This is a genomic window from Streptomyces sp. NPDC002537 (genome assembly GCF_053594975.1).
The window spans coordinates 1-23,179 of sequence record NZ_JBSFWT010000026.1 but is presented as its reverse complement, the minus strand read 5'-3'; the positions used below and the strand labels follow the sequence as shown (position 1 = coordinate 23,179).

Here is a 23,179-nt window from a genome sequence, read left to right as displayed (position 1 = left end):
TGGTACGTCAGCCGAGCGAGCCGTACAGCTCCGGACGGCGGTCGCTCAGGTAGGTGTTCTCGGCGCGGGACGCCTTGAGCAGTGCCGGGTCCACATCGGCGATGATCAGGTCCTCGCCCGCGCCCGCCCGCGCCCGCGCGGTCCCGTCGGGGGCGGCGAGGCAGCTGAGCCCGGCGAAGGTGAACTCGCCCTCGGTGCCGCAGCGGTTGGCGTAGGCGATGTACAGCTGGCTCTCCCAGGCGCGGGCCGGGACGATCGTCTGCGGGACGATCTCGTACGGGCGCATCAGGGCGGTCGGGGTGAGCAGCAGCTCGGTGCCGGCGAGCGCGTGGGCGCGCACGGTCTCGGGGAACTCGACGTCGTAGCAGATCAGCACGCCGAGGCGGACGCCCTCGAAGTCGGCCTGGACGAGGGGGTCGTCGCCGGGTGTGAAGTACGCCGTCTCGAAGTCGCCGAAGAGGTGGGTCTTGCGGTAATGGGCGAGGCGGGACCCGTCCGGCGCGATGAGCTGGAAGGAGTTGTGGAGCGCCGCTCCGGCGCGCTCGGGGTAGCCGTAGCCGATGGCCAGGCCGTGCTCGGCGGCGATACCGGCGACGGCCAGCGCGCCGGGTCCGTCGGCCGGCTGGGCGCGGTCCCGGACCGAGGGGCCGAGGGCGTAGCCGGTGAGGTACAGCTCGTTGGTGAGCAGCAGCCGGGCTCCGGCGTCGGCGGCCCGGCGGGCGGCGCCCGCCAGCGCGTCGAGGGTCTCGGCGGTGGAGGAGGGGACGCCTGGGGGGCCTTGGTGGAGCGCGATGCGCAGCGGCGTCATGCGGCCTCTCTTCACCTGTTCGAGGGGGCGTTTCGTTAAGACGCTCTGACGGTACGGGCCGGTAACTCCGACGGACAAGGCGCCACCGTTGCGTACCGGCGCATCATTCGTTGCGCGTTGCCGGTCCTCGGCGGTGATTCATTGCGTGGGGGCGCGGAGGGTGTCGCGGACGAGTCCGCGCGGCCACCCGTGGCCGGCGTCCGCCTCGTGGCGCGGGTGCCGGGCCATGGAGATCATCACCGGGGGCGGTGGCGAGGACGCGGCGGCGCGGGCCGTTGCGGCGGGCGCCTCGTCGACGGGGCCGGAGAGGTGGAGCCGGTCGGCGGGCGCGGTGGCGGACCCCTCGGTGAGCAGCGCGTCGAGGGCGATCAGCAGGTCGAGGTCCGGTCCGGGGCCGCCGCCCGGCCCGGGGCGCGGGTGCTCAGGAGGGGGCGCCGGAGCTGAAGCGGCGCAGCAGCGGGGAGAGCACCAGGACGGATTTGGTGCGTTCCACGAAGGGCTCCCCCGCGATGCGTTCCAGGACCCGTTCGAAGTGGCGCATGTCGGAGGCGAAGACCTGGACGAGGGCGTCCGCCTCACCGGTGACGGTGGAGGCGGCCGCCACTTCGGGGTAGCGCGACAGGCCGCGGTGGATGGCCTCGGGCGAGGTGTTCCGGCGGCAGTAGATCTCGATGAAGCCCTCGGTCTCCCAGCCGAGCGCCGCCGGGTCCACGCGGACGGTGAACCCGGTGATGGCGCCTTCGGCGCGGAGCCTGTCCACGCGGCGTTTGACGGCGGGCGCGGACAGGCCGACCTCGGTGCCGATGTCGGCGTAGGAGCGGCGGGCGTCCTCGGCGAGGGCGTGGACGATGCGTTCGTCGAGATCGTTCAGTCGCACTGCGGGTGGATCACTTCTCTAGGGGTACCTGCTGGCCTTCCCGGGCGAGCCGCGAGCGGTTCTTCCCGTACCCGAAGTAGATCACGAGCCCGATGAGCATCCAGCCACCGAAGACCATCCAGGTGACCTCGTCCAGGCTGCCCATCATGTAGACGCAGAGGCAGAAGCCGATGGCCGGGAAGAGCGGGCTGAGCGGTACCCGGAAGGTGCGCTTCATCCCGGGGCGGGTGCGGCGCAGCACGATGACGGCCACGTTGACCAGGGCGAAGGCGAAGAGGGTGCCGATGCTGGTGGCGTCGGCGAGCTGCCCGAGCGGGATGGCGGCGGCGAGGACGCCGCAGAAGAGGGAGACGATGACGGTGTTGGCGCGGGGGGTGCCGCTCTTGGGGTGGACCTTGGAGAAGACCTTGGGCACCAGGCCGTCGCGGGACATCGCGAAGAGGATGCGGGTCTGGCCGTAGAGCACGGTCAGCACGACGGAGGCGATGGCGATGACGGCACCGGCGGCGAGGAGCACGGCCCAGAAGCCCTGGCCGGTGACGTCCTTCATGATCCCGGCGAGTGCGGCCTCGCTGCCCTCGAACTTCTGCCACGGCATGGCGCCCACGGCGACGGCCGCGACCAGGCAGTAGAGCGCGGTGACGATGATCAGGGAGAGCATGATCGCGCGCGGCAGGTCGCGCTGGGCGTCCTTGGCCTCCTCGCCCGCGGTGGAGGCGGCGTCGAAGCCGATGTAGGAGAAGAACAGGGAGGCTCCGGCGGAGCTGAGGCCCGCGATGCCCAGCGGCATGAACGGGGTGTAGTTGCCGGCCTTGACGCCCTGGAAGGCGACGCCGCAGAAGAGCAGCAGGGCGGCGATCTTCACCACGACCATGATGGTGTTGGCGCGGGCGCTCTCCTTGGCGCCGCCCAGCAGGAACGCCATGCAGAGCAGCACGACGAGCAGGGCGGGGAGGTTGAAGACCCCGCCGTCGCCGGGCGGGTTGGCCAGGGAGGCGGGGATGGTGACGCCGATGGTGCCGTCGAGCAGTTCGTTGAGGTACTGCCCCCAGCCGACGGCGACGGCCGCGACGGAGACGCCGTACTCCAGGATCAGGCACCAGCCGCAGACCCAGGCGACGATCTCGCCGAGGGTGGCGTAGGCGTAGGAGTACGAGGAGCCGGAGACCGGGATGGTGCCCGCGAGCTCGGCGTAGGAGAGCGCCGAGAACAGCGCGGTGATGCCCGCGATGATGAACGAGACGATGACGGCGGGGCCCGCCTTGGGCACCGCCTCGCCGAGCACCACGAAGATGCCGGTGCCGAGGGTCGCGCCGATGCTGATCATCGTGAGCTGCCACATGCCGAGCGAGCGGCGCAGTGTGCCGCCCTCGCCCTGGCCGCCCTCGGCGACGAGGGCCTCGACGGGCTTGCGCCGCAGGAGCCCGGCCGCGAAGCCGGCGGCCGGGCGCGCGGCGCGCTGGTCGTCGTCTGCGGCGGGGGGCGCTGTGCCGTGGTCCAACACTGGGTGGCTCCATTCGTCGCTGCCTGTCGAGGGCGGAGGGGACGACCGCCACGGCACCCGACCGGGGCGCGCCGACGGGGCGGAGCAAACCCATGGGAGGAGGGGGACCGCGAGCAAGCGGTATCCGCCACTCCACGTACAGCGCAGACCCTACGAGGTGGGTGCGTGCGCTCGTAATGCACCATTCTTGCGTATGCGCGATCGATCATTGCGCGTGGGGGGCCGGAACGGGCGATCGTTGCACGTCACCTTATGAATCGGTACATGTCGTCGCCAACGGGGTGCGATCGGGGCGCGGCGCGAGAGCCGCTCGGGAAACGCGAAGGGGCGCGGCCCGGAGAACCGGACCGCGCCCCTTCGGGGTGTGCGTGCTGATTACTGCCAGCTGGCGTGCAGCGGCTTGCCCTCGGCGTAGCCCGCGGCGCTCTGGACGCCGATGACGGCCCGCTCGTGGAACTCCTCCAGGGAGCCCGCGCCCGCGTAGGTGCAGGAGCTGCGGACGCCCGCGATGATCGAGTCGATCAGGTCCTCGACGCCCGGACGGGTCGGGTCGAGGAACATCCGCGAGGTGGAGATGCCCTCCTCGAACAGGGCCTTGCGGGCCCGGTCGTACGCGGACTCCGTGGAGGTGCGGTTCTGCACGGCGCGCGCGGAGGCCATGCCGAAGCTCTCCTTGTAGAGACGGCCGTCGGCGGTCTGCTGGAGGTCGCCCGGGGACTCGTAGGTCCCGGCGAACCAGGAGCCGATCATGACGTTGGACGCACCGGCGGCGAGCGCCATGGCGACGTCGCGCGGGTGACGGACGCCACCGTCGGCCCAGACGTGCTTGCCGTACTTCTTCGCCTCGGCGGCGCACTCCAGCACCGCGGAGAACTGCGGGCGGCCCACGCCGGTCATCATGCGGGTGGTGCACATGGCACCGGGGCCCACGCCGACCTTGATGATGTCGGCGCCCGCCTCGATGAGGTCGCGCACGCCCTCGGCGGCGACGATGTTGCCCGCGACGATCGGGACCTGCGGGTCGAGGCCGCGGACGGCCTTGATCGCGGCGATCATCGACTCCTGGTGGCCGTGGGCGGTGTCCACGACGATGGTGTCGGCGCCGGCCTCCAGCAGGGCCTTGGCCTTGCCCGCCACGTCGCCGTTGATGCCGACGGCGGCGGCGATGCGCAGCTTGCCGTCCTTGTCGGTGGCGGGGGTGTAGAGGGTGGCACGCAGGGCGCCCTTGCGGGTGAGGATGCCCGCGAGGCGGCCGTCCTTGTCGACGGCGGGCGCCAGCTTGCGGTGCGCGGCGTCGAGCTGGTTGAAGGCCTCGCGCGGGTCGATGTCGGCGTCGAGGAGCAGCAGCTCCTTGGACATGACCTCGGACAGCTGGGTGAAGCGGTCCACGCCGGTCAGGTCGTGCTCGGTGACGACGCCGACGGGGCGGTGCTCGTCGTCGACGACGACGCCGGCGCCGTGGGCGCGCTTGGGCAGCAGCGACAGCGCGTCGGCGACGGTCTGCGTGGGCGCGAGGACGATCGGGGTGTCCAGCACGAGGTGGCGGCCCTTGACCCAGGAGATGACCTCGGTCACGACCTCGATCGGGATGTCCTGGGGGATGACCACGATGCCGCCGCGGCGGGCCACCGTCTCCGCCATGCGGCGGCCGGCGATGGCGGTCATGTTGGCGACCACGAGGGGGATGGTGGTACCGGTCCCGTCCTGGGCGGACAGGTCGACGCCCTGCCGGGAGCCGACCGCGGAGCGGCTCGGCACCATGAACACATCGTCGTAGGTCAGGTCGTACGACGGCTTCTGGTCGTTGAGGAATCGCATACTGGCTCTCTCACCTGCGGTTTTGAGTACAAAGCGGGTGGGGAGTCAGCACCGAGCCAGCACCGGATCGGGCTGAGGTTCCTGGACCCATCATCCATGATGCCGCCGCGGAACCGCGAACCGGAGGCACATTCTTATGGCTTCCCCCAGGGCCGGGCGCCGGCGTCTGTGGCTTCGGACAGGTCACGGGAGCGGGTGCGGGCGCAGGCTCGCGGCCAGGTGGTGCTGGAGGGGCTGTCCGACGCCCGCGAGCTGGTGGACGTAGTCGAGGGTGCCGTCGTCGGTGAGGGTGTAGCGCCGGTGCTCGGCGGTGACCTCCTTGGCCACCGGGGTGCGGACGACCTCCTTCGTGGCCATCTCGACGGTGGCGCCCGAGACCCGGCCGGTGTAGGTCTCGGCGATCCCGGTGGGGTGGGCGAGCAGGGCCTCCATGTAGCCCTCCGGGGTCACCCGCCACCAGCCGGTCTCCCGGCCGGACGGGCGGAGCGGGTTCCCCTCGCCGTCGATCAGCCAGGCCCGCGCCTCGACGTGGAGGAAGGGGCGGCCGTCGTGGGAGAAGGTGAGCTCCTGCTCGTAGGCGAAGCCCTCGGCGAGGGTCGGGTAGCTGCCCTCGCCGCGGCCGCGCCAGCGCCCGAGGAAGGACCGGACGGGCTCCAGCCAGGGGTGCAGCCCCTCCGCCGAGCAGGTGTCGGGGTAGGGGGCGGCCGGGAACAGCGCTTCTCCGGCCGTGCCGGGTGTGTGCTCGCTCATGGTGTTCCTCTCACACTGTGTCCCGGCGGGCCGGGCGTCGGGTTGCTCGGGTCGGTCACGCCGCGAGCTGTTTGAGGCGCGCGACCGCGTCCTCCAGCACGGCGGTCCGCTTGCAGAACGCGAAGCGGACGAAGGGGGTGCCTTCGGCGCGGTTGTCGTAGAAGACGGCGTTGGGGATGGCGACCACGCCCGCCCGTCCGGGGAGCGCGTGGCAGAACGCGAAGCCGTCGGTCTCGCCGAGCGGGCGGATGTCGGTGGTGATGAAGTACGTGCCGGCCGGGCGGTAGACGGTGAAGCCCGCCTCCGTCAGCCCCGTCGCCAGCAGGTCGCGCTTGGCCCGCAGGTCGGCGCGGAAGCCGGCGAAGTAGTCGTCCGGCAGGCGCAGGGCCTCCGCGATCGCGTACTGGAACGGGCCGGACGAGACGAACGTCAGGAACTGCTTGGCCGAACGGACCGCGGTGACCAGGGCCGCCGGGGCGGTCGCCCAGCCGACCTTCCAGCCGGTGAAGGAGAAGGTCTTGCCCGCCGAGCCGATGGTGACGGTCCTCTCGCGCATCCCGGGGAGGGAGGCGAGCGGGATGTGCTCGGCGTCGTCGAAGACGAGGTGCTCGTAGACCTCGTCGGAGATGACGAGCAGGTCGTGCTCCAGCGCGAGGGCGGCGATCGCCGTGAGCTCCTCGCGGCCGAGCACGGTGCCCGTCGGATTGTGCGGGGTGTTGATCAGGAGCACCCGGGTGCGGGGCGTCACGGCGTCCCGCAGTTCGTCGAGGTCGAGCCGGAAGGCGCCGTCGCGGGGCCGCAGCGTCACCGGGACCCGCTTGCCGCCCGCCATGGCGATGCAGGCGGCGTACGAGTCGTAGTACGGCTCCAGCGCGACGACCTCGTCGCCGGGCTCGACCAGGGCGAGCAGCGCCGCGGCGATCGCCTCCGTCGCCCCGGCCGTGACCAGGACCTCGGTGTCGGGGTCGAAGGACAGCGCGTACCGGTCGCGCTGGTGGTCGGCGACGGCGAGGCGCAGCTCCGGCACGCCGGGGCCCGGCGGGTACTGGTTGCCGCGGCCGTCGCGCAGGGCACGGACGGCGGCCTCCCTGATCTCCTCCGGGCCGTCGGTGTCGGGGAAACCCTGCCCGAGGTTGATCGCGCCGGTCCGGGCCGCGAGCGCGGACATCTCCGCGAAGATGGTGGTGCCGAACTCCGCGAGGCGGCTGTTGACGGGCTTGCGGGTCATGGTTCTCTCTTCCCTCGACGAAGACGGAACGGTCCGGGTGTCCTGTGCGGCGTCAGGGCAGCTCGAAGGGCAGCGGCATCCCGTCGAGCACCCCGGCGCACGCGCAGTCGCGGTGTTCCGGAAGCGTCCTCACAGCTTCCATGATCACACCGCGCAGCCGCTCGGTGTTCTCGGCGAAAACCTTGAAGACCTCGTCCTGGGCGACACTCTCCTCCGCGTCGATGCCCGCGTCGAGGTCGGTCACGAGGGCCACCGAGGTGTAGCAGAGCGCGAGTTCCCGGGCGAGCACGGCCTCGGGGTGGCCGGTCATGTTGACCAGGGACCAGCCGGCGGCCGCGAACCACTGCGACTCGGCGCGGGTGGAGAAGCGGGGGCCCTCCACGACGACCATCGTGCCGCCGTCGTGCGCCTCGGTGCCCGCGGCCCCGGCGGCCCGCAGGACCGCCGTCCGGCCGGCACGGCAGTAGGGGTCGGCGAAGGACACATGGGCGGCGCCCTTGTCGTAGTACGTCTGCACCCGGCCGCTGGTGCGGTCCACCAGTTGGTCGGGGACGACGATGGTGCCGGGGCCGAGCTCACGGCGCAGGGAGCCGACCGCGCAGGGCGCGAGGACCTGGCGCACGCCGAGCGAGCGCAGGGCCCACAGGTTGGCGCGGTAGTTGATGGTGTGCGGGGCGAACTCGTGCTCCCGGCCGTGGCGGGGCAGGAAGGCCACGCGACGGCCGTCGACGTCGCCGACCGCGATGGCGTCGGAGGGCTCGCCGTACGGGGTGTCGACCCGTACCTCCTCCGCGTCGGCGAGCAGCCGGTAGAAGCCGCTCCCGCCGATGACGCCGATGGCGGGGGCCGTGGTGCTGTCGGTCATGCGGACTCGGTTCCCTTCGTGGCGGTGGCGGCCTTCTTCAGTGCGTCGACGCGGTCGGTGCGCTCCCACGTGAAGTCCGGCAGCTCACGGCCGAAATGACCATAAGCGGCGGTCTGCGCGTAGATCGGCCGCAGCAGATCCAGATCGCGGATGATGGCGGCCGGGCGGAGGTCGAAGACCTCGCCGATGGCGTGCTCGATCTTCTCGGTCTCGACCGTGTTGGTACCGAAGGTCTCCACGAACAGACCCACCGGCTCGGCCTTGCCGATCGCGTACGCCACCTGCACCTCGCACCGCGAAGCCAGACCCGCGGCCACCACATTCTTCGCCACCCAGCGCATCGCGTACGCCGCCGAACGGTCCACCTTGGACGGGTCCTTGCCCGAGAACGCGCCACCGCCGTGACGGGCCATGCCGCCGTAGGTGTCGATGATGATCTTCCGGCCCGTCAGACCCGCGTCACCCATCGGGCCGCCGATCTCGAACCGGCCCGTCGGGTTCACCAGCAGACGATAGCCCTCGGTGTCCAGCTTGATGCCGTCCCCGACCAGCTCCCCGAGCACGTGCTCCACCACGAACTCACGGATGTCGGGGGTCAGTCGGGCATCGAGGTCGACATCGGCCGCGTGCTGGGAGGAGACGACGACGGTGTCGAGACGGACGGCCTTGTTGCCGTCGTACTCGATCGTCACCTGCGTCTTGCCATCGGGGCGCAGGTACGGGATCGTCCCGTTCTTGCGGACCTCCGACAGACGACGCGACAGACGGTGCGCCAGCTCGATCGGCAACGGCATCAGGGTCGGCGTCTCGTCACACGCATAACCGAACATCAGGCCCTGGTCGCCCGCACCCTGCTTGTCGAGCTCGTCCTCGTCACCCTCCACACGGCTCTCGTACGCCGTGTCGACACCCTGCGCGATGTCCGCGGACTGCGCACCGATGGACACCGACACACCACAAGAGGCGCCGTCGAAGCCCTTCTTGGACGAGTCGTAACCGATCTCCAGGATGCGCCCGCGGACGATCTGCGGGATGGGGGCGTACGCCTTGGTCGTGACCTCACCGGCGACATGCACCAGGCCGGTGGTGATCAAGGTCTCGACGGCGACGCGCGACGTCGGGTCCTCCCTGAGGAGCGCGTCGAGGATGCTGTCGCTGATCTGGTCGGCGATCTTGTCGGGGTGACCCTCGGTCACGGACTCCGAGGTGAACAGGCGGCGGGACATGGGACTCCAGGTCGTGCGTGGTCGAACGGTCGTAGGGGTGCGGCGGCGGGGCGGTCAGCCCGCGGCCGCCGCCTGCCGTATGCGGTCCAGCAGGCGCTCGGTCTCGGAGCGGGCCTTGTCGTCGAACACCTTGAGGTAGCCGTAGCGCTGCTCCAGCGTGCAGCCGCGGGACAGCTTCGTGGCCTCGGAGGCGACCGCGTAGTCCAGGGCGGTCGCCCCGATACGGCTCGCGTATTCGACCGGCTCGTAGTAGCAGAGGGCGAAGTAGAGCGGGAGCTTGCCCTGCCACTCGTAGTCGTACCCGGTCTGGCGGACGTAGAGCCGGGAGCCGCGCCGGACGACGAGGGAGAAGCCGCGCACCACGCCGTCCGCGGAACGGCCGGTGATGACGCGCAGGTCGTCGCCGCAGTGCCGGTCGTGGAGCTCCAGGTTGCGGGTGAGGGACTCCTCGGCGTAGTCGTGGCCGTACTTGCCGCCGTGCTGGCGGAGCAGCGGTACGAGCTGCCGCGTCAGCTCCGGGGTCAGCGGCTCCACCTCGAACGTCACCTGGGCGTCGGCGAGTTGCCTGCGCTCGTAGCGGAGCTTGCGGCGGCGGTTGGCGGCGATCAGCCCGAGGTAGGCGTCGAAACCGGGGGCGGGGAGGTGCAGCGTCGAGTAGCGGGCGGTCGGGAACTCGGCGTAGCCCCGGCCGGCGAGGGTCTGCCGGAGGTCCCGGTCGGACTCGGCCACGAAGAGGAACGACACGCTGGCGGCGGCGTTCTCCCGGGCGTCGTCCTCGGCGGCGGCGACGAGCTCGTCGATCAGGCGCGGCCTGCGCTCCTCGGGGAGGTCCGGGGCCGTCAGGACACGGGTGTTGGGGACCCTGCGGCCGCCGCAGAGGCGGGTCGGCAGGAGTCCGTCGAGGGCGGCCTCGGTGGTGCCGTCCGTCTCCAGGGCGTACTGCTCGGCGAGTTGTCTCAGGAAGAGGTCGGCGCGCATGAACGGCCAGGCCTCCGAGGTCGCGTCGAGCGGGAAGCACGGCAGGGCCGCTTCGGGCGTGCCCGGCTCGTCACCGGCGAGGTAGAAGACCGGGGGGATGTTGGTCTGTTCGCTCTCCAGGGAGAGCCATCCCGGGGTCCGGAAGAGGTCGTCGGGGTCGACGAGCGCGTCCCAGCCCTGGCGGACCGCGTCCGCGACGGTGTCCGTCCTCCACACGGCCATGGTCAGGCCCTCCCCGTCACCGCGGCGGCCACCGGACCGAATTCCTCGCGGACGAGGCGCTGCACCTCGGCGCGGGCGTCGGTCAGGTAGAAGTGCCCGCCGTCGAACTTCCGTACCCGGCAGTCGCCGGTGGTGAGATCGCCCCACGCGGCCAGCGAGTCGGTGGGCACCAGGATGTCGTCCGTGCCGCCGAACGCGGAGACGGGGCAGGACAGCCGGGGCCGCTCCGGCCACCGGTAGTGCTCGTAGGCGTGGAAGTCGGCCCGCAGCGCGGGCAGCATGATGCGCATCATGTCGGGGTCGTCCCAGATGGAGTCCGGGATTCCGGCGTAGGCGCGGCGCACCTCGGCGAGGAACTCGGCGTCCGGCAGGTGCGAGACGGGCGGCTCGTCCTCCATGCGGTGGGGCGGCGGGGAGGCGGAGGCGAAGAGGTGGACGGGCTCCTCGGGCAGCCGGTGCGCGGTCTCGTAGGCGATGATCGCGCCCATGCTGTGGCCCAGGAAGGCGAACGGCCGGTCGAGGAGCGGCAGCATCCCCTCCGCCACGTGGTCCGCGATCGCCTGGAGGTCGTCGAGCGGCTCCTCCTTGCGGCGGGACTCGCGGCCCGGGAGGTGCACCAGGCAGACCTCGATGTCGGGGGCCAGTTCCGGCACCCAGCGGGCGAGGGCCGACGGGCCCGCGCCGCCGTGCGGGACGAGGAAGAGCCTCGCCGCCGCGTCGGGCAGCTTCCGGGGCCGTTTGATCCAGGGGGAGTCCGTCATGCGATCACCTGCGTGTGCTTGCCGACGGCCAGCTTCTCCAGCGTCGAGGAGAAGTGGTCCAGCTCGTCGAGTGAGTTGTAGTAGTGCAGCGAGACGCGCAGGAGCTCGGTGAGTCCCCGCCGTCCCATGTCGAGGCAGGCCGCGTTCTCCAGACAGACCCAGGTGTTGATGCCCGCGGCCTTCAGCCCCGCCCTGACCGACTGGGCGTCGTGGCCCTCGACGGTCAGCGCGATGCTGGCGCAGCGCTCCAGGCCCCGGTCGTGCACCGAGACGCGGGGGATGTCCGCGAGTCGCTTGCGCAGGTCCCGGGCCAGGTGCTGGATGCGCGGCCAGGTGCGGTCGAGTCCCCAGGAGAGGGCGTAGTCGACGGCGACGCCGAGCCCGATGCGGGAGGCGCAGTTGGCCTCCCAGGTCTCGAAGCGGCGGGCGCCCTTCGCCAGCCGGTAGGTGCCCGAGGCCCACTCGACGCCGTCCAGGCCGACGATGGGCGGGTCGAGGTGCTCCGCGAGCTCCCGGCGGACGTAGAGGAAGCCCGTGCCGCGCGGTCCCCGGAGGAACTTGCGGCCGCAGCCCACGAGCAGGTCGCAGCCGATCGCGGCGACGTCCACGGGCAGTTGGCCGGCCGACTGGCAGGCGTCGACCAGGTAGGTGATGCCCCGGGCGCGCGCGAGGGCACCGATGGCCTCGACCGGGTTGATCAGGCCGTCGTGCATCGGGACGTGCACCGTGGCGATGAGCTTGACCCGCTCGTCCAGCATCTCCTCCAGCGCCGCCACGTCCACGAGGCCGTGCTCGTCGACGGGCAGCACCTCGAGCACGACGCCGAGGCGGTCGGTGAGGTGGAGCAGGGAGAGGTGGTTGCTGCCGTACTCGACGGGCGAGACGAGGACGCGGTCGCCCTCCCGCAGCGGGACGCTGGCCAGGGCCATGCCCCAGGCGCGGGTCGCGCTGTCGAGGACGGCCACCTCGTCCGGGGCGCAGTTGATCAGTTCGGCGATCGCGCCGTGGGCGCGGGCGACGGCGTCCTGGGCGAGTTCGGCGGCCTCGTACGCGCCGAGGCGGCCCTCCAGCTCCAGGTGGGCGGTCATGGCGTCGACCACGGGCCGCGGCGCGAGGCCGGCGCCCGCGTTGTTGAGATGCACGACATGGTTCACACCTGGCGTGTCGGCACGGGCCCTCGCGAGATCGGAATGTACGTCGAACACCGTTTTGTTTCCTAGCGTCGGTATGGCGTCCTGAGGGTGGGCGGAGCCCCGGTGCGGGAGGGGCCGGGGAGCGGGGCTCCCCGGCCCGCCGGGGTGTCAGCCCGCCAGGTACTGGAGGGCCTGCCGGCCCGCGTCTTCTTCGGGGGCGGGCCGCTGGGGGGCCACGTCCCAGGCGATGTCCGCCAGTTCGGCGACGGTCGAGGAGCCCCAGAACTCCGCCATCGGCACCTTCACCTGGAGCGTCTGTTCCACGCGGGAGACCACTTCGAGGAGGGCCAGCGAGTCGCAGCCCACGGCGAGGAGTTCGTCGTCGACGGCCACGTCCGGCACCTCGGTCACCTCGCCGACGATGCGGCGGACGGCCTCGGTCACCTCGTCCCGCGTGAACGCGGTCCGCTGGGCGACGCCTTCGGCGGCCGCCTCCTGGCGCCTGCCGAACGAGCGGCGGATGCGCTCGACGCGCTGGGCCAGCGGGACCGTGGAGACCACGCACTGGGCCTCGCCGGAGGTGAGGACCGGCCCGAGGACGTCACCGGCCTGGGCGGGGCGGATCGCGGTGCGTGCCGCGGCGGCGCCGATCCGGGTGGACAGCGACTCGTCGAAGCGCCACGAGTCCCAGTCGACGCTCACCCAGGGGGCGCCCTCGGCGCGCCTGCGGTGCGCGTAGCTGTCGAGGTAGCGGTTGGCGCTGGTGTAGATGCCGAAGGCGATGCCGCCGAGGAGCGTGTCGAGGCTGGAGCAGACCAGGACGAAGCCGAGCGGCTGCGAGCGGGTGACACGGTCGAGGACGGCGATGCCGGGGACCTTGGGCCGGAGTGCGTCCCGGGCGCGTTCGATGGAGGTGTCCGCGATGAAGGAGAAGTTCCGGCTCTCCTCGATGCCCGCGGAGTGCACCACGCCGTCGACGGGGCCCCAGCGGTCGTTGATCTCGGCGACGGCGGCGGCCAGTTGCGCCTCGTCCGCGACGTCCGCGGCCAGGGTCAGCACCTCGGCGCCGAGTTCCCGGAGGCGGCGGAGGGCCGCGCTCCCGGCCTCGTCGGGGGTGCCGCGGCGCGAGACCAGGGCGAGCCGCACCGGGGCGGTGCGGGCGAGGTGTTCGGCGATCGTCAGGCCGATCCGGCCCAGGCCGCCGGTGACGAGGTACACGCCGCCGGGCTCGACCGGGATCGCGGTCCCGGAGGGCGCCTCGACGGGCTCCACCGAACCGGTCAGCCGGTCGCCGCCGCGCAGGACGACCTCCAGTTCGTCCTCGGGGTTGGCCATCTCGGCGAGCAGCTTCGGCACCGCGGCGGAGGCGGCCGTGCCGCGCGAGAAGTCGACGCAGTGGCAGCGGATGGCGGGGTGTTCCTGCGGGATGACCCGGCAGAGGCCGAGGAGTGCCGAGGCCTCCAGGTCGAGCGCGGCGGCCTCGCCCTGCGCGGGCTGGGCGTTCTCGGTCACGACCCACAGTTCGGGGGCCTCGCCCGCGGCGGCGAGCGCCTGGACCAGGGTCAGCGCGCTGAGGGTGCCGCGCCGCATGCCCTCCTCCTGGCCCGCGTCGGCGGTACCGTACGACCAGAGGTGGACGACCTTGCGGATCGGCCCGGCCTCGGCAACGGCCCACTCCACGAGCCCTGCCATGTCGGCGGGTTCGCCGGGCCGTACGGTCAGCGTGCGGTCCTCCCCCACCGTGAAGGCGTCACCGGCCTCCACGAGCACGGTCGTCAGGCCCGCCGCGGTCAGCTCGGCGCGCAGCGCGGCCGTCAGCTCGCCGCGGTCGCCGAACACCAGGCACGCGCCGTCGGTGCCCCGCAGGTCACCGGGGTGGTAGGGCCGGGGCAGCCCGGTGCGCCGCCAGGTCGGCCGGTAGAGCCACTCGGTGACGGGGGCCTGCTCCTCCGCCTCCAGGAGCACGCCGTCGGCGGAGGTGTCGGCCTTGGCGGCCACCCACAGTTCCTCCCCCTGCCAGGGGTAGACGGGCAGGGGTACGCGCCGCCGGCCCGTGCCGTACAGCGCCTTCCAGTCGACGTCGGCGCCCTGGGCCCAGGCGGCGGCGACGGGCGCGGCGCCCGTGGTGTCACGGTCCCGCGCGGGCCGGTCGGCGTCGGCCGATGTGAAGACGGGGGTGTCCGCGGCCGCGCCGGCGAGCGCGCGCCCGAGTTCGGCGACGGAGCCGACCGCGGCGGCCCAGCGGTGCGGGAGCGGGCGGCGGCCGGTGCCGAGGGTGAACGCGAGGTCCGCGAGGTCCACGTCCGGGTGGGCCGTGACGAAGGCGTGCAGCCGCCGCCGTACGGCGCTCAGCGCCTCCTCGGTCCGGCCGGAGAGCACCACCGGGTGTTCTCCGGGGGCACCGGGCGCGGTGTCGGCCTCGGGGGCCTGCTCGACGACGAAGTGGGCGTTGGTGCCGCCCATGCCGAAGCAGCTGACCCCGGCCCGGCGCGGGCCGTCGCTCTCCCAGGTCCGCAGTTCGCGGTTGATGTAGAAGGGGGTCCTGGAGAAGTCGATCTCCGGGTTGGTCTCCTCGAAGACGGCCATGGGCGGCAGTTCGCCGTGCTTGACGCAGAGGACGGCCTTGATCAGGCCCGCGATGCCCGAGGCGAAGCAGAGGTGGCCGATGTTGGCCTTGACCGAGCCGAGGGCGATGGTCTGGTTCTTCGAGGTGTGGGCGCGGTAGGCGCGGGTGAGGCCGCGCACCTCGATCGGGTCGCCGACCTGGGTGCCCGTGCCGTGGCCCTCCACCATGCCGATGGAGTCGGCCGGGACGCCGGACGCCTCCAGGGCGGCGCGGATGACGCGGGACTGGCCCTCCACGCTGGGGGCGGAGAAGCCCGCCTTGGCGCGGCCGTCGTTGTTGACGGCGCTGCCCTTGATGACCGCGTGGATGTGGTCGCCCTTGGCGAGCGCGTCGTCGAGGCGGCGCAGCACGAACGCGCCGACGCCGTCGCCCTCGACGTAGCCGGACGCCTTGCTGTCGTAGGCGCGGGTGCTGCCGTCGGCGGAGAGGATGAAGCCGTCCTGGTGCTCGTACGCCAGGCTGTCCGAGGTGCCGATGCTGGCGGCGCCGACCAGGGCCATGTCGGACCGGCCCTCGCGCAGCGACTCGCAGGCCAGGTGCACGGCGACCGCCGCGGACGAGCAGGCCGACTGCACATTGACGCTCTCGCCGGTCAGGCCGAGCTTGTAGGAGATGCGCGTCGGCAGTGTGTCCGGCCCGTTGGAGAGCTGGATGAGCATGCGCTCGGCGGCGGACCGGGGGCCGAAGTCCCGGTCCTCGTAGTAGGTGTTGGGGCCCACGGAGGTGTAGACCGCGACATCCTCGCCGACCCGGAAGGGGTCGTAGCCCGCGTCCTCCATCGCGTTCCAGGCGCACTCCAGGAGGTGCCGGTGCTGGGGGTCGAGCACTTCCGCCTCGCGGCGCGGGATGCCGAAGAAGTCGGCGTCGAAGCGCTTGACGCCGTCCATGACGCCGCGGGCGTGCACGAAGCGGCGGCCGGTGGCCTCGTCCTCGACGACGCGCGGGGAGCCGTGGGTGATCGACTCCTTGCCGTCCCGCAGGTTGGCCCAGAAGGTATCCAGGTCGGCCGCGCCCGGCAGGCCGGCCACCATGCCGATGACGGCGATGTCGGGGCGGTGTGAGTGGGGCGTGCGGTTCACTTGCTATACCTCGGAATTCGCTATTGCCAGGGCCAGCTGACGGACCGTCGTGTACTCGTAGAGCGCGGCGACGGGCAGCGTGATGCCAAGTTCCGTCTGGAGGCGCAGCTGCGCCTTCTTGATCGAGATGGAGGTGCCGCCCAGGTCGAAGTAGTTGTCGTCCATGCCGACCCGGGGCACTTCGAGGATCTCGGCCCAGACGCGGCCGATCAGTTCCTCCAGCTCGTTCACGGCGGGCATGAAGGCGACGCCGAGGTCCAGCCGTTCGGCGTCCACGCCCTCGCGGAGGGCGGCCCGGTCCGCCTTGCCGTTGCGGGTCAGCGGGAGCTTGTCGATGCGGAAGAGCTCCGACGGGATCATGTAGTCCGGCAGCGTCCTGGCCAGCCTCTGGCGCAGCTCGGACACGGTGGGCGCGGCGCCCTCCGCGGGGACGACGTAGGCGGCCAGCACCCGCTCGGCGCCGTTCTGCTGGTCGACGACCGCGGCCTGACGGACGGCCGGGTCCGCCAGGAGCGCGGACTCGACCTCGGTCAACTCGACGCGGTTGCCGCGGATCTTGACCTGGCTGTCGATGCGGCCGACGACCTGGATCATGCCGTTGGGCAGGACGCGGGCGAGGTCGCCGGAGCGGTAGAGGACCGTGCCGGGCACGTCGGGGAAGGGGTTGGGGACGAACGCCTTCTCGGTCAGGTCGGGGCGCCGGTGGTAGCCGCGGGCGAGGGCGTCGCCGCCGATGCAGAGCTCGCCCAGCTCGCCGTCGGGGAGCGGCCGCATCGCGTCGTCCAGCACCCGGACCACGGTGCCGGGCAGGGGCGGGCCGACCGGGGGCGGCGAGAACGCCAGGTCGGCCTCCTCGAAGAGACGGACGCAGGTGAAGACGCCCGCCTCGGTGGGTCCGTAGCCGTTGGAGAAGCGGATGTCCGTGGTGCGCATGGCCTCGGCGAGGTGGGCCGTCGACAGCACCTCGCCGCCCACGACGATCTGCCGCAGCGGGGTGTCGCCGAGCATCCCGAGGTCGACGATCTGGTTGAACAGCGTGGGCGTCAGCCAGAGGGTGGTGACGTCGTACCGGCGCACCGCGTCGATGATCGCCTCGGCGGACACCCGGGCGTCCGGCAGCAGCACCAGGCGGGCGCCGTTGGTCAGCGAGCCCCAGACCTCCAGGACGGACGCGTCGAACGACAGGGGGCAGGCCTGCAGGAAGGTCTGCTCGGCGTCGAAGTCGCCGTAGACGCCGGTCCGCAGGATGCGGCGGGCGGCGCGGTGCGGGACGGCGACGCCCTTGGGGGCGCCGGTCGTGCCGGAGGTGTAGATGACGTACGCGAGGTTCTCGGGGGTCGCCCGGACCGCGGGGGTGGCCGGTGCGTCGGCGGGGGCGGCCGGCCCGTCGGCGAGGAGCCGGACGCCCGCGAAGTCCCGCAGTCGCTCGTGGGTGGCCCGCGAGGTGACGACCACGTCGGCGCCGGAGTCGGCGAGGATGAAGGAGACCCGGTCCACCGGGTCGTCGGTCCGCAGCGGCAGGTAGGCGCCGCCCGCTTCGAGGATGCCCAGGGCGCCCACGATCATTTCGATGGACCGCTCCGCGTAGAGGCCCACGACCACGTCCGGGCCGACCCCCTGCGCACGCAGCCGTGCCGCGAGCCCGCGGGCCCGCTCGCCGAGTTCGCCGTAGGTGACCGACCGGTCGGCGTGGACGACGGCGACCGCGTCGGGCGCGGCGGCCGCGTGTTCGGCGAAGAGATCGTGCAAACAGCTCGTGAACATTTCCTGGGACGGGGCCGGCTGCTGGTCGATCATCCAAATTCCCCCGGGTTGAGCGCACTTCATACGTACGTGACCTGCTGTTGATCAATCGCAGTCCATCGCGGCCCGCCATGCCTTGTCAATGGCCCTGAATATGTTGGGCGTCACGCTGGACAGTTTGCGCCGATGATGCGTCTGGCCTGCAGCTCCACTATAAAAACGGGCAATTGACGACCTGCCGGACGATGTAGCTCCGCTCACCTCGCGAGGGCCTTTGTCGTCCTTTTCCGGTGCTGCCTGAATGACGGTTTCTCATGTGGCGAGAAGGATTCGGGCGATCCTCCTCGCAGCAACTAGATGCAACAGCCACTCAACTCCCTTGCAAGGAACCGCCGAACGCTGTCCGCCCGATGTCGTCATGGGGTTGGCCACACTCCACGGTGCGGCGCGGCCGGGTTACGATCCGTGCACCGCCTGGATTACTGGAGCTCTTCATGACGCTGCTGACCACATGGCCGGAATCCGGCCCGGAGACCGTCGTCCGCCGTACCTCCGAACCCGCCGAGATAGCCGCCGCGCTGGCGCCGGCCGGCGTGCGGTTCGAGCAGTGGCCGGTCCGTGACGACGTCCCCGCCACCGCGGGCCCCGAGGCCGTCCTCGCCGCCTACCGCACCGAGATCGACAGGCTCAACGAGGAGGAGGGCTTCTCCACCGTCGACGTGGCCGCCCTGCACCCCGACGGCACGCCCGAGTGGCGGGAGAAGGCGAAGGCCGCCCGCGAGAAGTTCCTCAGCGAGCACACGCACGACGATGACGACGAGGTCCGCTTCTTCGTCGCGGGCGCGGGCGTCTTCTACCTGCACGTGAACGGCGAGGTGCACGCCGTCCACTGCGAGCGGGGCGACCTGCTCGGCGTTCCGCGCGGCACCACCCACTGGTTCGACATGGGCACCGAGCCGTCCTTCACCGCGATCCGCTTCTTCCACGAGGAGGACGGCTGGATCGGCAGCTTCACCGGCAGCGACATCGCCTCCCGCTTTCCCGGCTTCGACGAGATCCACGCCCTGCACACGGGACGGACGGCATGACCCTGCGCTTCGACGCGGACTGCGTGGTCCTCGACATCGAGGGCACCACGAGCGCCACGGGCTTCGTGGTGGACGTCCTCTACCCCTACTCGCGCGAGCGGTTCGGCGCGCTCCTCACCGGACGCGCCCACGAACCGGAGGTCGAGCGGGCCATCGGCCAGGTGCGCGAACTCCTCGGCGAGCCCGGCGCCGACGCGGCACGCGTCGAGGCGGCCCTCAACTCCTGGCTGGACGAGGACCGCAAGGCCACGCCCCTCAAGACCCTCCAGGGCATCGTCTGGTCCGAGGGCTTCGCGCGGGGCGAGCTGGTCTCGCACTTCTACGACGACGTGGTGCCCGCGCTGCGCCGCTGGCACGCGGACGGCGTGCGGCTGCACGTCTACTCCTCCGGTTCGGTGGCCGCGCAGCGCTCCTGGTTCGGGCACAGCCCGGCGGGCGACCTGCTGCCGCTGATCGACGGCCTGTACGACACCGAGAACGCCGGACCGAAGCAGTCCCCCGGCTCGTACCGGGCCATCACCGCGGCCGTCGGCACGGCCCCGGACCGCACCCTCTTCCTCTCCGACCGCCCCGCCGAACTGGACGCGGCCCGCGCCGCGGGCTGGCTCACAGCCGGGATACGGCGCCCCGGCGAGCCGTACTACGAGCAGGGCACCGGCGGACACCCGGGCGCGGAGTCCTTCGCCGACTTCGAGATCACCACCACGAGGAGCACCCTGTGACCGACATCGCCGACAGCGGACCGGACGTGGAGCGGGCCGGTGCGGTGCTGGCCGCCGAGGCCGCCAGATTCGCCTCGCTCGGCTGGATGCGCGGCACCGCCGGGAATCTTTCGATGGTGACCGGCCGCGACCCGCTGCGCCTGGTCGTCACCGCGAGCGGCCTCGACAAGGGCGAACTCACCCCGTCCGACGTGGTCGTGGTGGACGGTGACGGCGCCGCGGTCGACGGCGGCACGCCGTCCGCCGAGGCCGCCCTGCACGCCCGGGTGGTCCGGCTCACCGGCGCGGGCGCGGTCGTGCACGTGCACACGGTCGCCGCGGTCGCCATGGGACGACGCCACCCGGGGGGCGTGGTGTTCAAGGACCTGGAGATGCTCAAGGGCCTCGGGCAGCCCGCCCACGACCAGGAGGTCACGCTGCCGGTCATAGCCAACAGCCAGGACATGCGCGTCCTCGGCGACCGGCTGGAGGCCGCCCGCGACCCGCGCATGCCGGCGGTCCTCGTGGCCGGCCACGGCCTCTACGTCTGGGGCGCGGACGCCCGCCGGGCGCGCCACCACACGGAGGTCGTGGAGTGGCTCCTGGAACTCGAACTGGCGGCCGGCGCCTGAGCGGTGGGGCTCCGCCCCGGACCCCCGCTCGGGTGCGGCCCGGTGCTCTGTCCGGCGGGACGGGCTGATCTCGGCCCGTCCCGCCGTCGAGGGCGGGGCACCGGTGAGAGCTATCGCAGGTGGTCGCCCGGGAGTTCACCCGCCGATATCTCCAGCACGCCCCGCTCGGTGACGAGCGCGCTCACCAGCTCCCCCGGCGTGACGTCGAACGCCGGGTTGTGCCCGCGCGACCCGGCGGGAGCGCTCCGCACCCCCGCCCACTCCAGGACCTCCGAGCCGTCCCGCATCTCTATGTGGATCGCCGCCCCGGAGGCCGTGTCCAGATCGACCGTGGTCGTGGGCGCCGCCACCATGAACGGGATCCCCGCGTACGCGCACGCCAGGGCGACCCCCACGGTCCCGACCTTGTTCGCCGTGTCGCCGTTGGCGGCGATCCGGTCCGCGCCCACGACGGCCGCGTCGACCTCGCCCCGCAGAATGGTCGCGGCGGCGGCCCCGTCGGCCTGGACGTAGTGCGGGATGCCGTCGTGGGCGAGTTCCCAGGCGGTGAGCCGCGCGCCCTGGAGCAGGGGGCGGGTCTCGTCGGCGTACACGACCTCCACCAGGCCGCGGCGGTGCAGTTCGCGGACGACGCCGAGGGCGGTGCCCCAGCCGGCCGTCGCCAGGGCGCCGGTGTTGCAGTGCGTGAGCAGGCGCAGCGGCCGCCCGGCGGCCACGCGCCGGATCAGCCAGTCGGCGCCGTGGGCGGCCATGTCGTGGTTGGCCCGCAGGTCCTCGCGGACCACCGCGTGGGCCTCCGCGAGCACGGCGTCGAGGCCCTGGCCGAGCAGCGGCGCGACCCGGTCCACGCACACCGCGAGGTTCACCGCGGTCGGCCGCGCGTCCCGGATGCGGGCCACCGCGGCGTCCAGTTCCTCCCGGCTCCAGCCGTGGCGGCCGGCTTCCAGGAGCGCCACGGCGACGCCGTACGCCCCGGCCGCGCCGATCGCCGGTGCGCCGCGGACGACGAGCCGCACGATGGCGTCGACCAGGGCGTCGACCTCACGTACTTCGATGTGCCGCAGTTCGTGCGGCAGAGCGGTCTGGTCGATGAGGGACAGGCCCGCTCCGGTCCATTCGACGGCGCGCAGCTCTTGGTTCATGACGTGCTCCGGAGTACGGGACACCGGGGTGCCCATGGGGATTTCAGGATCGGGATGATTCGGCCGGCTCGGCGCCCGCGGAATTCCTGTCCCCGGGCGCCGGAACGGCGGCGGCCGCTCGCCTGCTCATGCCACGCACGGCGACGAGACTCGCCGCGATGCTCACGGCGGCGAGACCGGCGAAGAACAGCCAGATGGCCCGGTCGCCGAGGATGTCGTGCAATTGCAGCCCGGTCAGCGGCGCGATCATCCAGGCCAGCAATTGGCTGCTCGTGTAGCCGCCCATGTAGGCGCCGTGCAGATGGGACGGCGCGAGCCGGGAGATCAGCGTCTGGATCGTCGGCACCCACAGCATTTCCCCGAACGCGAAGACGATCACGACGAGGGTGACCATTGCCGGATGGGAGCTGATGAGCAGCAACAGGAAGGGCGGGCCCATCAGGAGCACGCCGACGGTCAGTGTGAGGACGGGCGGCCATGCGGCCGTCCACCGGGTGAGGCGTATCTGCAGGAGCAGCACCAGCACGGGGTTGACGGCGTAGAGCAGACCCCAGGTCGCCGGCGCCAGGTGGAAGGAGCTCACGGCGACGACGGGCAGCACCGTCTCGAACGACATGTAGACCATGAAGCCGAGCAGGGTGGCGAGCAGGAGCAGCAGGAACGGCCGGTCGACGCCGACGACCTTCAGGGTCTCGCCGAGCCCCAGTTCCTCGTCCTTCTTCGCGCCTCGCCCGGCGGGCAGGAAACGGACCGCGAGCAGGCAGGTCAGACCGCCCAGGAGCGCGATGCCGACGAGGAACGCCGCCCAGCCGCCCAGGACCAGGAGCAGGGCGGCGGCGGGCGGCCCCGCGACCACACCGAGGTTGTTGGCGGTACGGAGCGCCGCGTACGCCTGGTCGCGCCGCTCGGGCGGGATGACGTCCGCGACGACGGCGTTGATGGCCGACCGGCCGGGCGCCCAGACGACCCCGGCCGCGACGACCAGCCCGATGCCCCACCAGACGTGATGCCCTGTCAGCCACAGCGAGAGAATCAGCAGGGACTGCAAACCGGTACTGCACACCAGAATGGGTTTCCGGCCGTAACGGTCGGAAAGATAACCGCCGATCCACGCCGCGGGCGGACTCAGCACCGCGTTGGCGAGAAAGGTGATGCTCAACTGCGAGGGCGTGGCGCCCAACGCCTTGATGGCCCAGATGCCGACATAACTCCAGAAGGTGGAGAACGCGGCCCCACTGACGAGAGTGATGACGGCGGCGCGCCCGAGTACGGGTTCCCATTCCATTCCGAGAACGACGCGCACGGCGGCGATCAGAATTCTGGAGACCCGGGATCCCGCGCCCGCCCCATCGGTACCGACAACTGCCCGGCGGAGCTGGCCATTGTCGTCATTCTCCGGCATGCGGAACCCTTTTTACGGCTGCCACCATGATCGAAATGAGGCTACTGACCAGCAGATCCGCTGGTCAAGGGCGTGTTTAACACCTGCGGGAGATGTGGCTGGAGTCACGCGACCCCACCGCAATGCGGTGGCCGGTCCGCCAATTCAGTATTCCTGGTCCCCCATCCCGACATAGTGGCTCATCACCCCCTCCATCGAGCTCCGCAGCCGGCCGAGCGCACCGGTGGAGACCCGGAAGCGCGGTGATTCCACGGCGAGATCCGTGGCGAGATCCGTCCAGGACCGCAGGAGGGTCACCGAGGTTCCGTCCTCCCCGTCACAGACCAATACGTCCTCGCCACCGCGGCATTGCACCTTGCGCACCCGCATCCGCCGCCCCCGGAGGGGGTGGAGCGGATGCGTCACGGCGAGGGAATCCCCGGGAGCGGGTGATGAATCGACGGTCCGCACCGCACCGTGACGCATTCCGTCACCTCCGTCTCATCCGATCGGTACCCGCGGTCAGCCGACGACGGTCCAGGTGTCGTTCCCGGCCAGGAGGGTGGCGAGGTCGCCTTTGCCCTGGTGGTGGGTGGCGGTTTCGAGTTGGTCGTTCA

Annotated in this window: 19 protein-coding genes; 3 read left to right on the top strand and 16 right to left on the bottom strand. The window is 71.9% G+C overall.

Annotation, left to right across the window (positions count from 1 at the left end; translation table 11 throughout):
- Positions 1-7: 7 nt before the first annotated feature.
- The 13 genes from ACWD4A_RS14635 to ACWD4A_RS14575 all read right to left on the bottom strand — a co-directional run bounded on the left by ACWD4A_RS14635 (position 8) and on the right by ACWD4A_RS14575 (position 17,672).
- Complete coding sequence (locus tag ACWD4A_RS14635; RefSeq protein WP_451193700.1) at positions 8-808, bottom strand: carbon-nitrogen hydrolase family protein; 801 nt, start codon at positions 806-808, stop codon at positions 8-10.
- Between the two features lie 421 nt (positions 809-1,229).
- Entirely contained in the window at positions 1,230-1,685 is a 456-nt protein-coding gene (locus ACWD4A_RS14630; protein ID WP_451193698.1) for an Lrp/AsnC family transcriptional regulator, read from the bottom strand.
- A 10-nt stretch (positions 1,686-1,695) separates the two neighbouring features.
- Positions 1,696-3,189: an amino acid permease gene (locus tag ACWD4A_RS14625; protein WP_451193697.1), complete on the bottom strand. Its 1,494-nt coding sequence runs from the start codon at positions 3,187-3,189 to the stop codon at positions 1,696-1,698.
- Between the two features lie 375 nt (positions 3,190-3,564).
- A complete protein-coding gene (locus ACWD4A_RS14620; RefSeq protein WP_451193694.1) occupies positions 3,565-5,007 on the bottom strand; it encodes a GuaB1 family IMP dehydrogenase-related protein in 1,443 nt (480 codons plus the stop codon).
- 183 nt (positions 5,008-5,190) lie between these two features.
- On the bottom strand, positions 5,191-5,757 hold the full coding sequence (locus ACWD4A_RS14615; RefSeq protein WP_451193692.1) for an FABP family protein: 567 nt from the start codon (positions 5,755-5,757) through the stop codon (positions 5,191-5,193).
- Positions 5,758-5,812: 55 nt separating this feature from the next.
- On the bottom strand, positions 5,813-6,985 hold the full coding sequence (locus ACWD4A_RS14610) for a pyridoxal phosphate-dependent aminotransferase (RefSeq protein ID WP_451193690.1): 1,173 nt from the start codon (positions 6,983-6,985) through the stop codon (positions 5,813-5,815).
- A gap of 52 nt (positions 6,986-7,037) precedes the next feature.
- Positions 7,038-7,850, bottom strand: coding sequence for an S-methyl-5'-thioadenosine phosphorylase (locus ACWD4A_RS14605; RefSeq protein WP_451193688.1), 813 nt, complete (start codon positions 7,848-7,850; stop codon positions 7,038-7,040).
- Positions 7,847-9,076 carry a methionine adenosyltransferase gene (metK, locus tag ACWD4A_RS14600; RefSeq protein ID WP_451193687.1) on the bottom strand — a complete coding sequence of 410 codons (1,230 nt, stop codon included), beginning with the start codon at positions 9,074-9,076 and terminating at the stop codon, positions 7,847-7,849. Before metK ends, ACWD4A_RS14605 begins: the two co-directional genes overlap by 4 nt.
- A 54-nt stretch (positions 9,077-9,130) precedes the next feature.
- Positions 9,131-10,276 carry a GNAT family N-acetyltransferase gene (locus ACWD4A_RS14595; RefSeq protein ID WP_451193685.1) on the bottom strand — a complete coding sequence of 382 codons (1,146 nt, stop codon included), beginning with the start codon at positions 10,274-10,276 and terminating at the stop codon, positions 9,131-9,133.
- Positions 10,277-10,278: 2 nt separating this feature from the next.
- On the bottom strand, positions 10,279-11,037 hold the full coding sequence (locus ACWD4A_RS14590) for a thioesterase II family protein (RefSeq protein WP_451193684.1): 759 nt from the start codon (positions 11,035-11,037) through the stop codon (positions 10,279-10,281).
- The gene (locus tag ACWD4A_RS14585) at positions 11,034-12,179 is read right to left on the bottom strand and encodes an aminotransferase class V-fold PLP-dependent enzyme (protein WP_451193683.1); all 1,146 of its coding nucleotides are present in this window, start codon (positions 12,177-12,179) and stop codon (positions 11,034-11,036) included. Before ACWD4A_RS14585 ends, ACWD4A_RS14590 begins: the two co-directional genes overlap by 4 nt.
- Positions 12,180-12,338: 159 nt before the next feature.
- Positions 12,339-15,875, bottom strand: a complete 3,537-nt coding sequence (locus tag ACWD4A_RS14580; RefSeq protein ID WP_451193681.1) for an SDR family NAD(P)-dependent oxidoreductase — start codon at positions 15,873-15,875, stop codon at positions 12,339-12,341.
- 3 nt (positions 15,876-15,878) lie between these two features.
- Positions 15,879-17,672 (bottom strand): non-ribosomal peptide synthetase, encoded by a 1,794-nt coding sequence (locus ACWD4A_RS14575; RefSeq protein WP_451193680.1) that lies wholly within the window; start codon positions 17,670-17,672, stop codon positions 15,879-15,881.
- Positions 17,673-18,112: 440 nt separating this feature from the next.
- Between ACWD4A_RS14575 and ACWD4A_RS14570 the strand changes: the two genes are divergently transcribed.
- Genes ACWD4A_RS14570 through mtnB form a run of 3 tightly spaced genes read left to right on the top strand, consistent with a single transcriptional unit; the run spans position 18,113 to position 20,039 of the window.
- Positions 18,113-18,706: a 1,2-dihydroxy-3-keto-5-methylthiopentene dioxygenase gene (locus ACWD4A_RS14570; RefSeq protein ID WP_451193678.1), complete on the top strand. Its 594-nt coding sequence runs from the start codon at positions 18,113-18,115 to the stop codon at positions 18,704-18,706.
- Positions 18,703-19,428 carry an acireductone synthase gene (gene mtnC, locus ACWD4A_RS14565; protein ID WP_451193676.1) on the top strand — a complete coding sequence of 242 codons (726 nt, stop codon included), beginning with the start codon at positions 18,703-18,705 and terminating at the stop codon, positions 19,426-19,428. The genes ACWD4A_RS14570 and mtnC overlap by 4 nt, the downstream gene beginning before the upstream one ends.
- Positions 19,425-20,039, top strand: coding sequence for a methylthioribulose 1-phosphate dehydratase (gene mtnB / locus ACWD4A_RS14560; protein WP_451193674.1), 615 nt, complete (start codon positions 19,425-19,427; stop codon positions 20,037-20,039). The genes mtnC and mtnB overlap by 4 nt, the downstream gene beginning before the upstream one ends.
- 110 nt (positions 20,040-20,149) lie before the next feature.
- Here mtnB and mtnA read toward each other — a convergent pair whose 3' ends face one another.
- From mtnA to ACWD4A_RS14545, 3 genes are all read right to left on the bottom strand, one after another.
- Complete coding sequence (mtnA, locus tag ACWD4A_RS14555; RefSeq protein ID WP_451193673.1) at positions 20,150-21,181, bottom strand: S-methyl-5-thioribose-1-phosphate isomerase; 1,032 nt, start codon at positions 21,179-21,181, stop codon at positions 20,150-20,152.
- Positions 21,182-21,224: 43 nt separating this feature from the next.
- The gene (locus ACWD4A_RS14550; RefSeq protein ID WP_451193671.1) at positions 21,225-22,484 is read right to left on the bottom strand and encodes an MDR family MFS transporter; all 1,260 of its coding nucleotides are present in this window, start codon (positions 22,482-22,484) and stop codon (positions 21,225-21,227) included.
- 243 nt (positions 22,485-22,727) lie between these two features.
- On the bottom strand, positions 22,728-22,988 hold the full coding sequence (locus ACWD4A_RS14545; protein ID WP_451193670.1) for a DUF5372 family protein: 261 nt from the start codon (positions 22,986-22,988) through the stop codon (positions 22,728-22,730).
- Between the last annotated feature and the right edge of the window lie 191 nt (positions 22,989-23,179).

Excerpts from the sequence above, each read along its gene's own strand:
- ACWD4A_RS14635 (WP_451193700.1), bottom strand. The coding sequence starts at position 808 with ATGACGCCGCTGCGCATCGCGCTCCACCAAGGCCCCCCAGGCGTCCCC.
- ACWD4A_RS14620 (WP_451193694.1), bottom strand. The coding sequence starts at position 5,007 with ATGCGATTCCTCAACGACCAGAAGCCGTCGTACGACCTGACCTACGAC.
- ACWD4A_RS14615 (WP_451193692.1), bottom strand. The coding sequence starts at position 5,757 with ATGAGCGAGCACACACCCGGCACGGCCGGAGAAGCGCTGTTCCCGGCC.
- ACWD4A_RS14610 (WP_451193690.1), bottom strand. The coding sequence starts at position 6,985 with ATGACCCGCAAGCCCGTCAACAGCCGCCTCGCGGAGTTCGGCACCACC.
- ACWD4A_RS14605 (WP_451193688.1), bottom strand. The coding sequence starts at position 7,850 with ATGACCGACAGCACCACGGCCCCCGCCATCGGCGTCATCGGCGGGAGC.
- metK (WP_451193687.1), bottom strand. The coding sequence starts at position 9,076 with ATGTCCCGCCGCCTGTTCACCTCGGAGTCCGTGACCGAGGGTCACCCC.
- ACWD4A_RS14595 (WP_451193685.1), bottom strand. The coding sequence starts at position 10,276 with ATGGCCGTGTGGAGGACGGACACCGTCGCGGACGCGGTCCGCCAGGGC.
- ACWD4A_RS14590 (WP_451193684.1), bottom strand. The coding sequence starts at position 11,037 with ATGACGGACTCCCCCTGGATCAAACGGCCCCGGAAGCTGCCCGACGCG.
- ACWD4A_RS14575 (WP_451193680.1), bottom strand. The coding sequence starts at position 17,672 with ATGATCGACCAGCAGCCGGCCCCGTCCCAGGAAATGTTCACGAGCTGT.
- ACWD4A_RS14570 (WP_451193678.1), top strand. The coding sequence starts at position 18,113 with ATGACGCTGCTGACCACATGGCCGGAATCCGGCCCGGAGACCGTCGTC.
- mtnC (WP_451193676.1), top strand. The coding sequence starts at position 18,703 with ATGACCCTGCGCTTCGACGCGGACTGCGTGGTCCTCGACATCGAGGGC.
- mtnA (WP_451193673.1), bottom strand. The coding sequence starts at position 21,181 with ATGAACCAAGAGCTGCGCGCCGTCGAATGGACCGGAGCGGGCCTGTCC.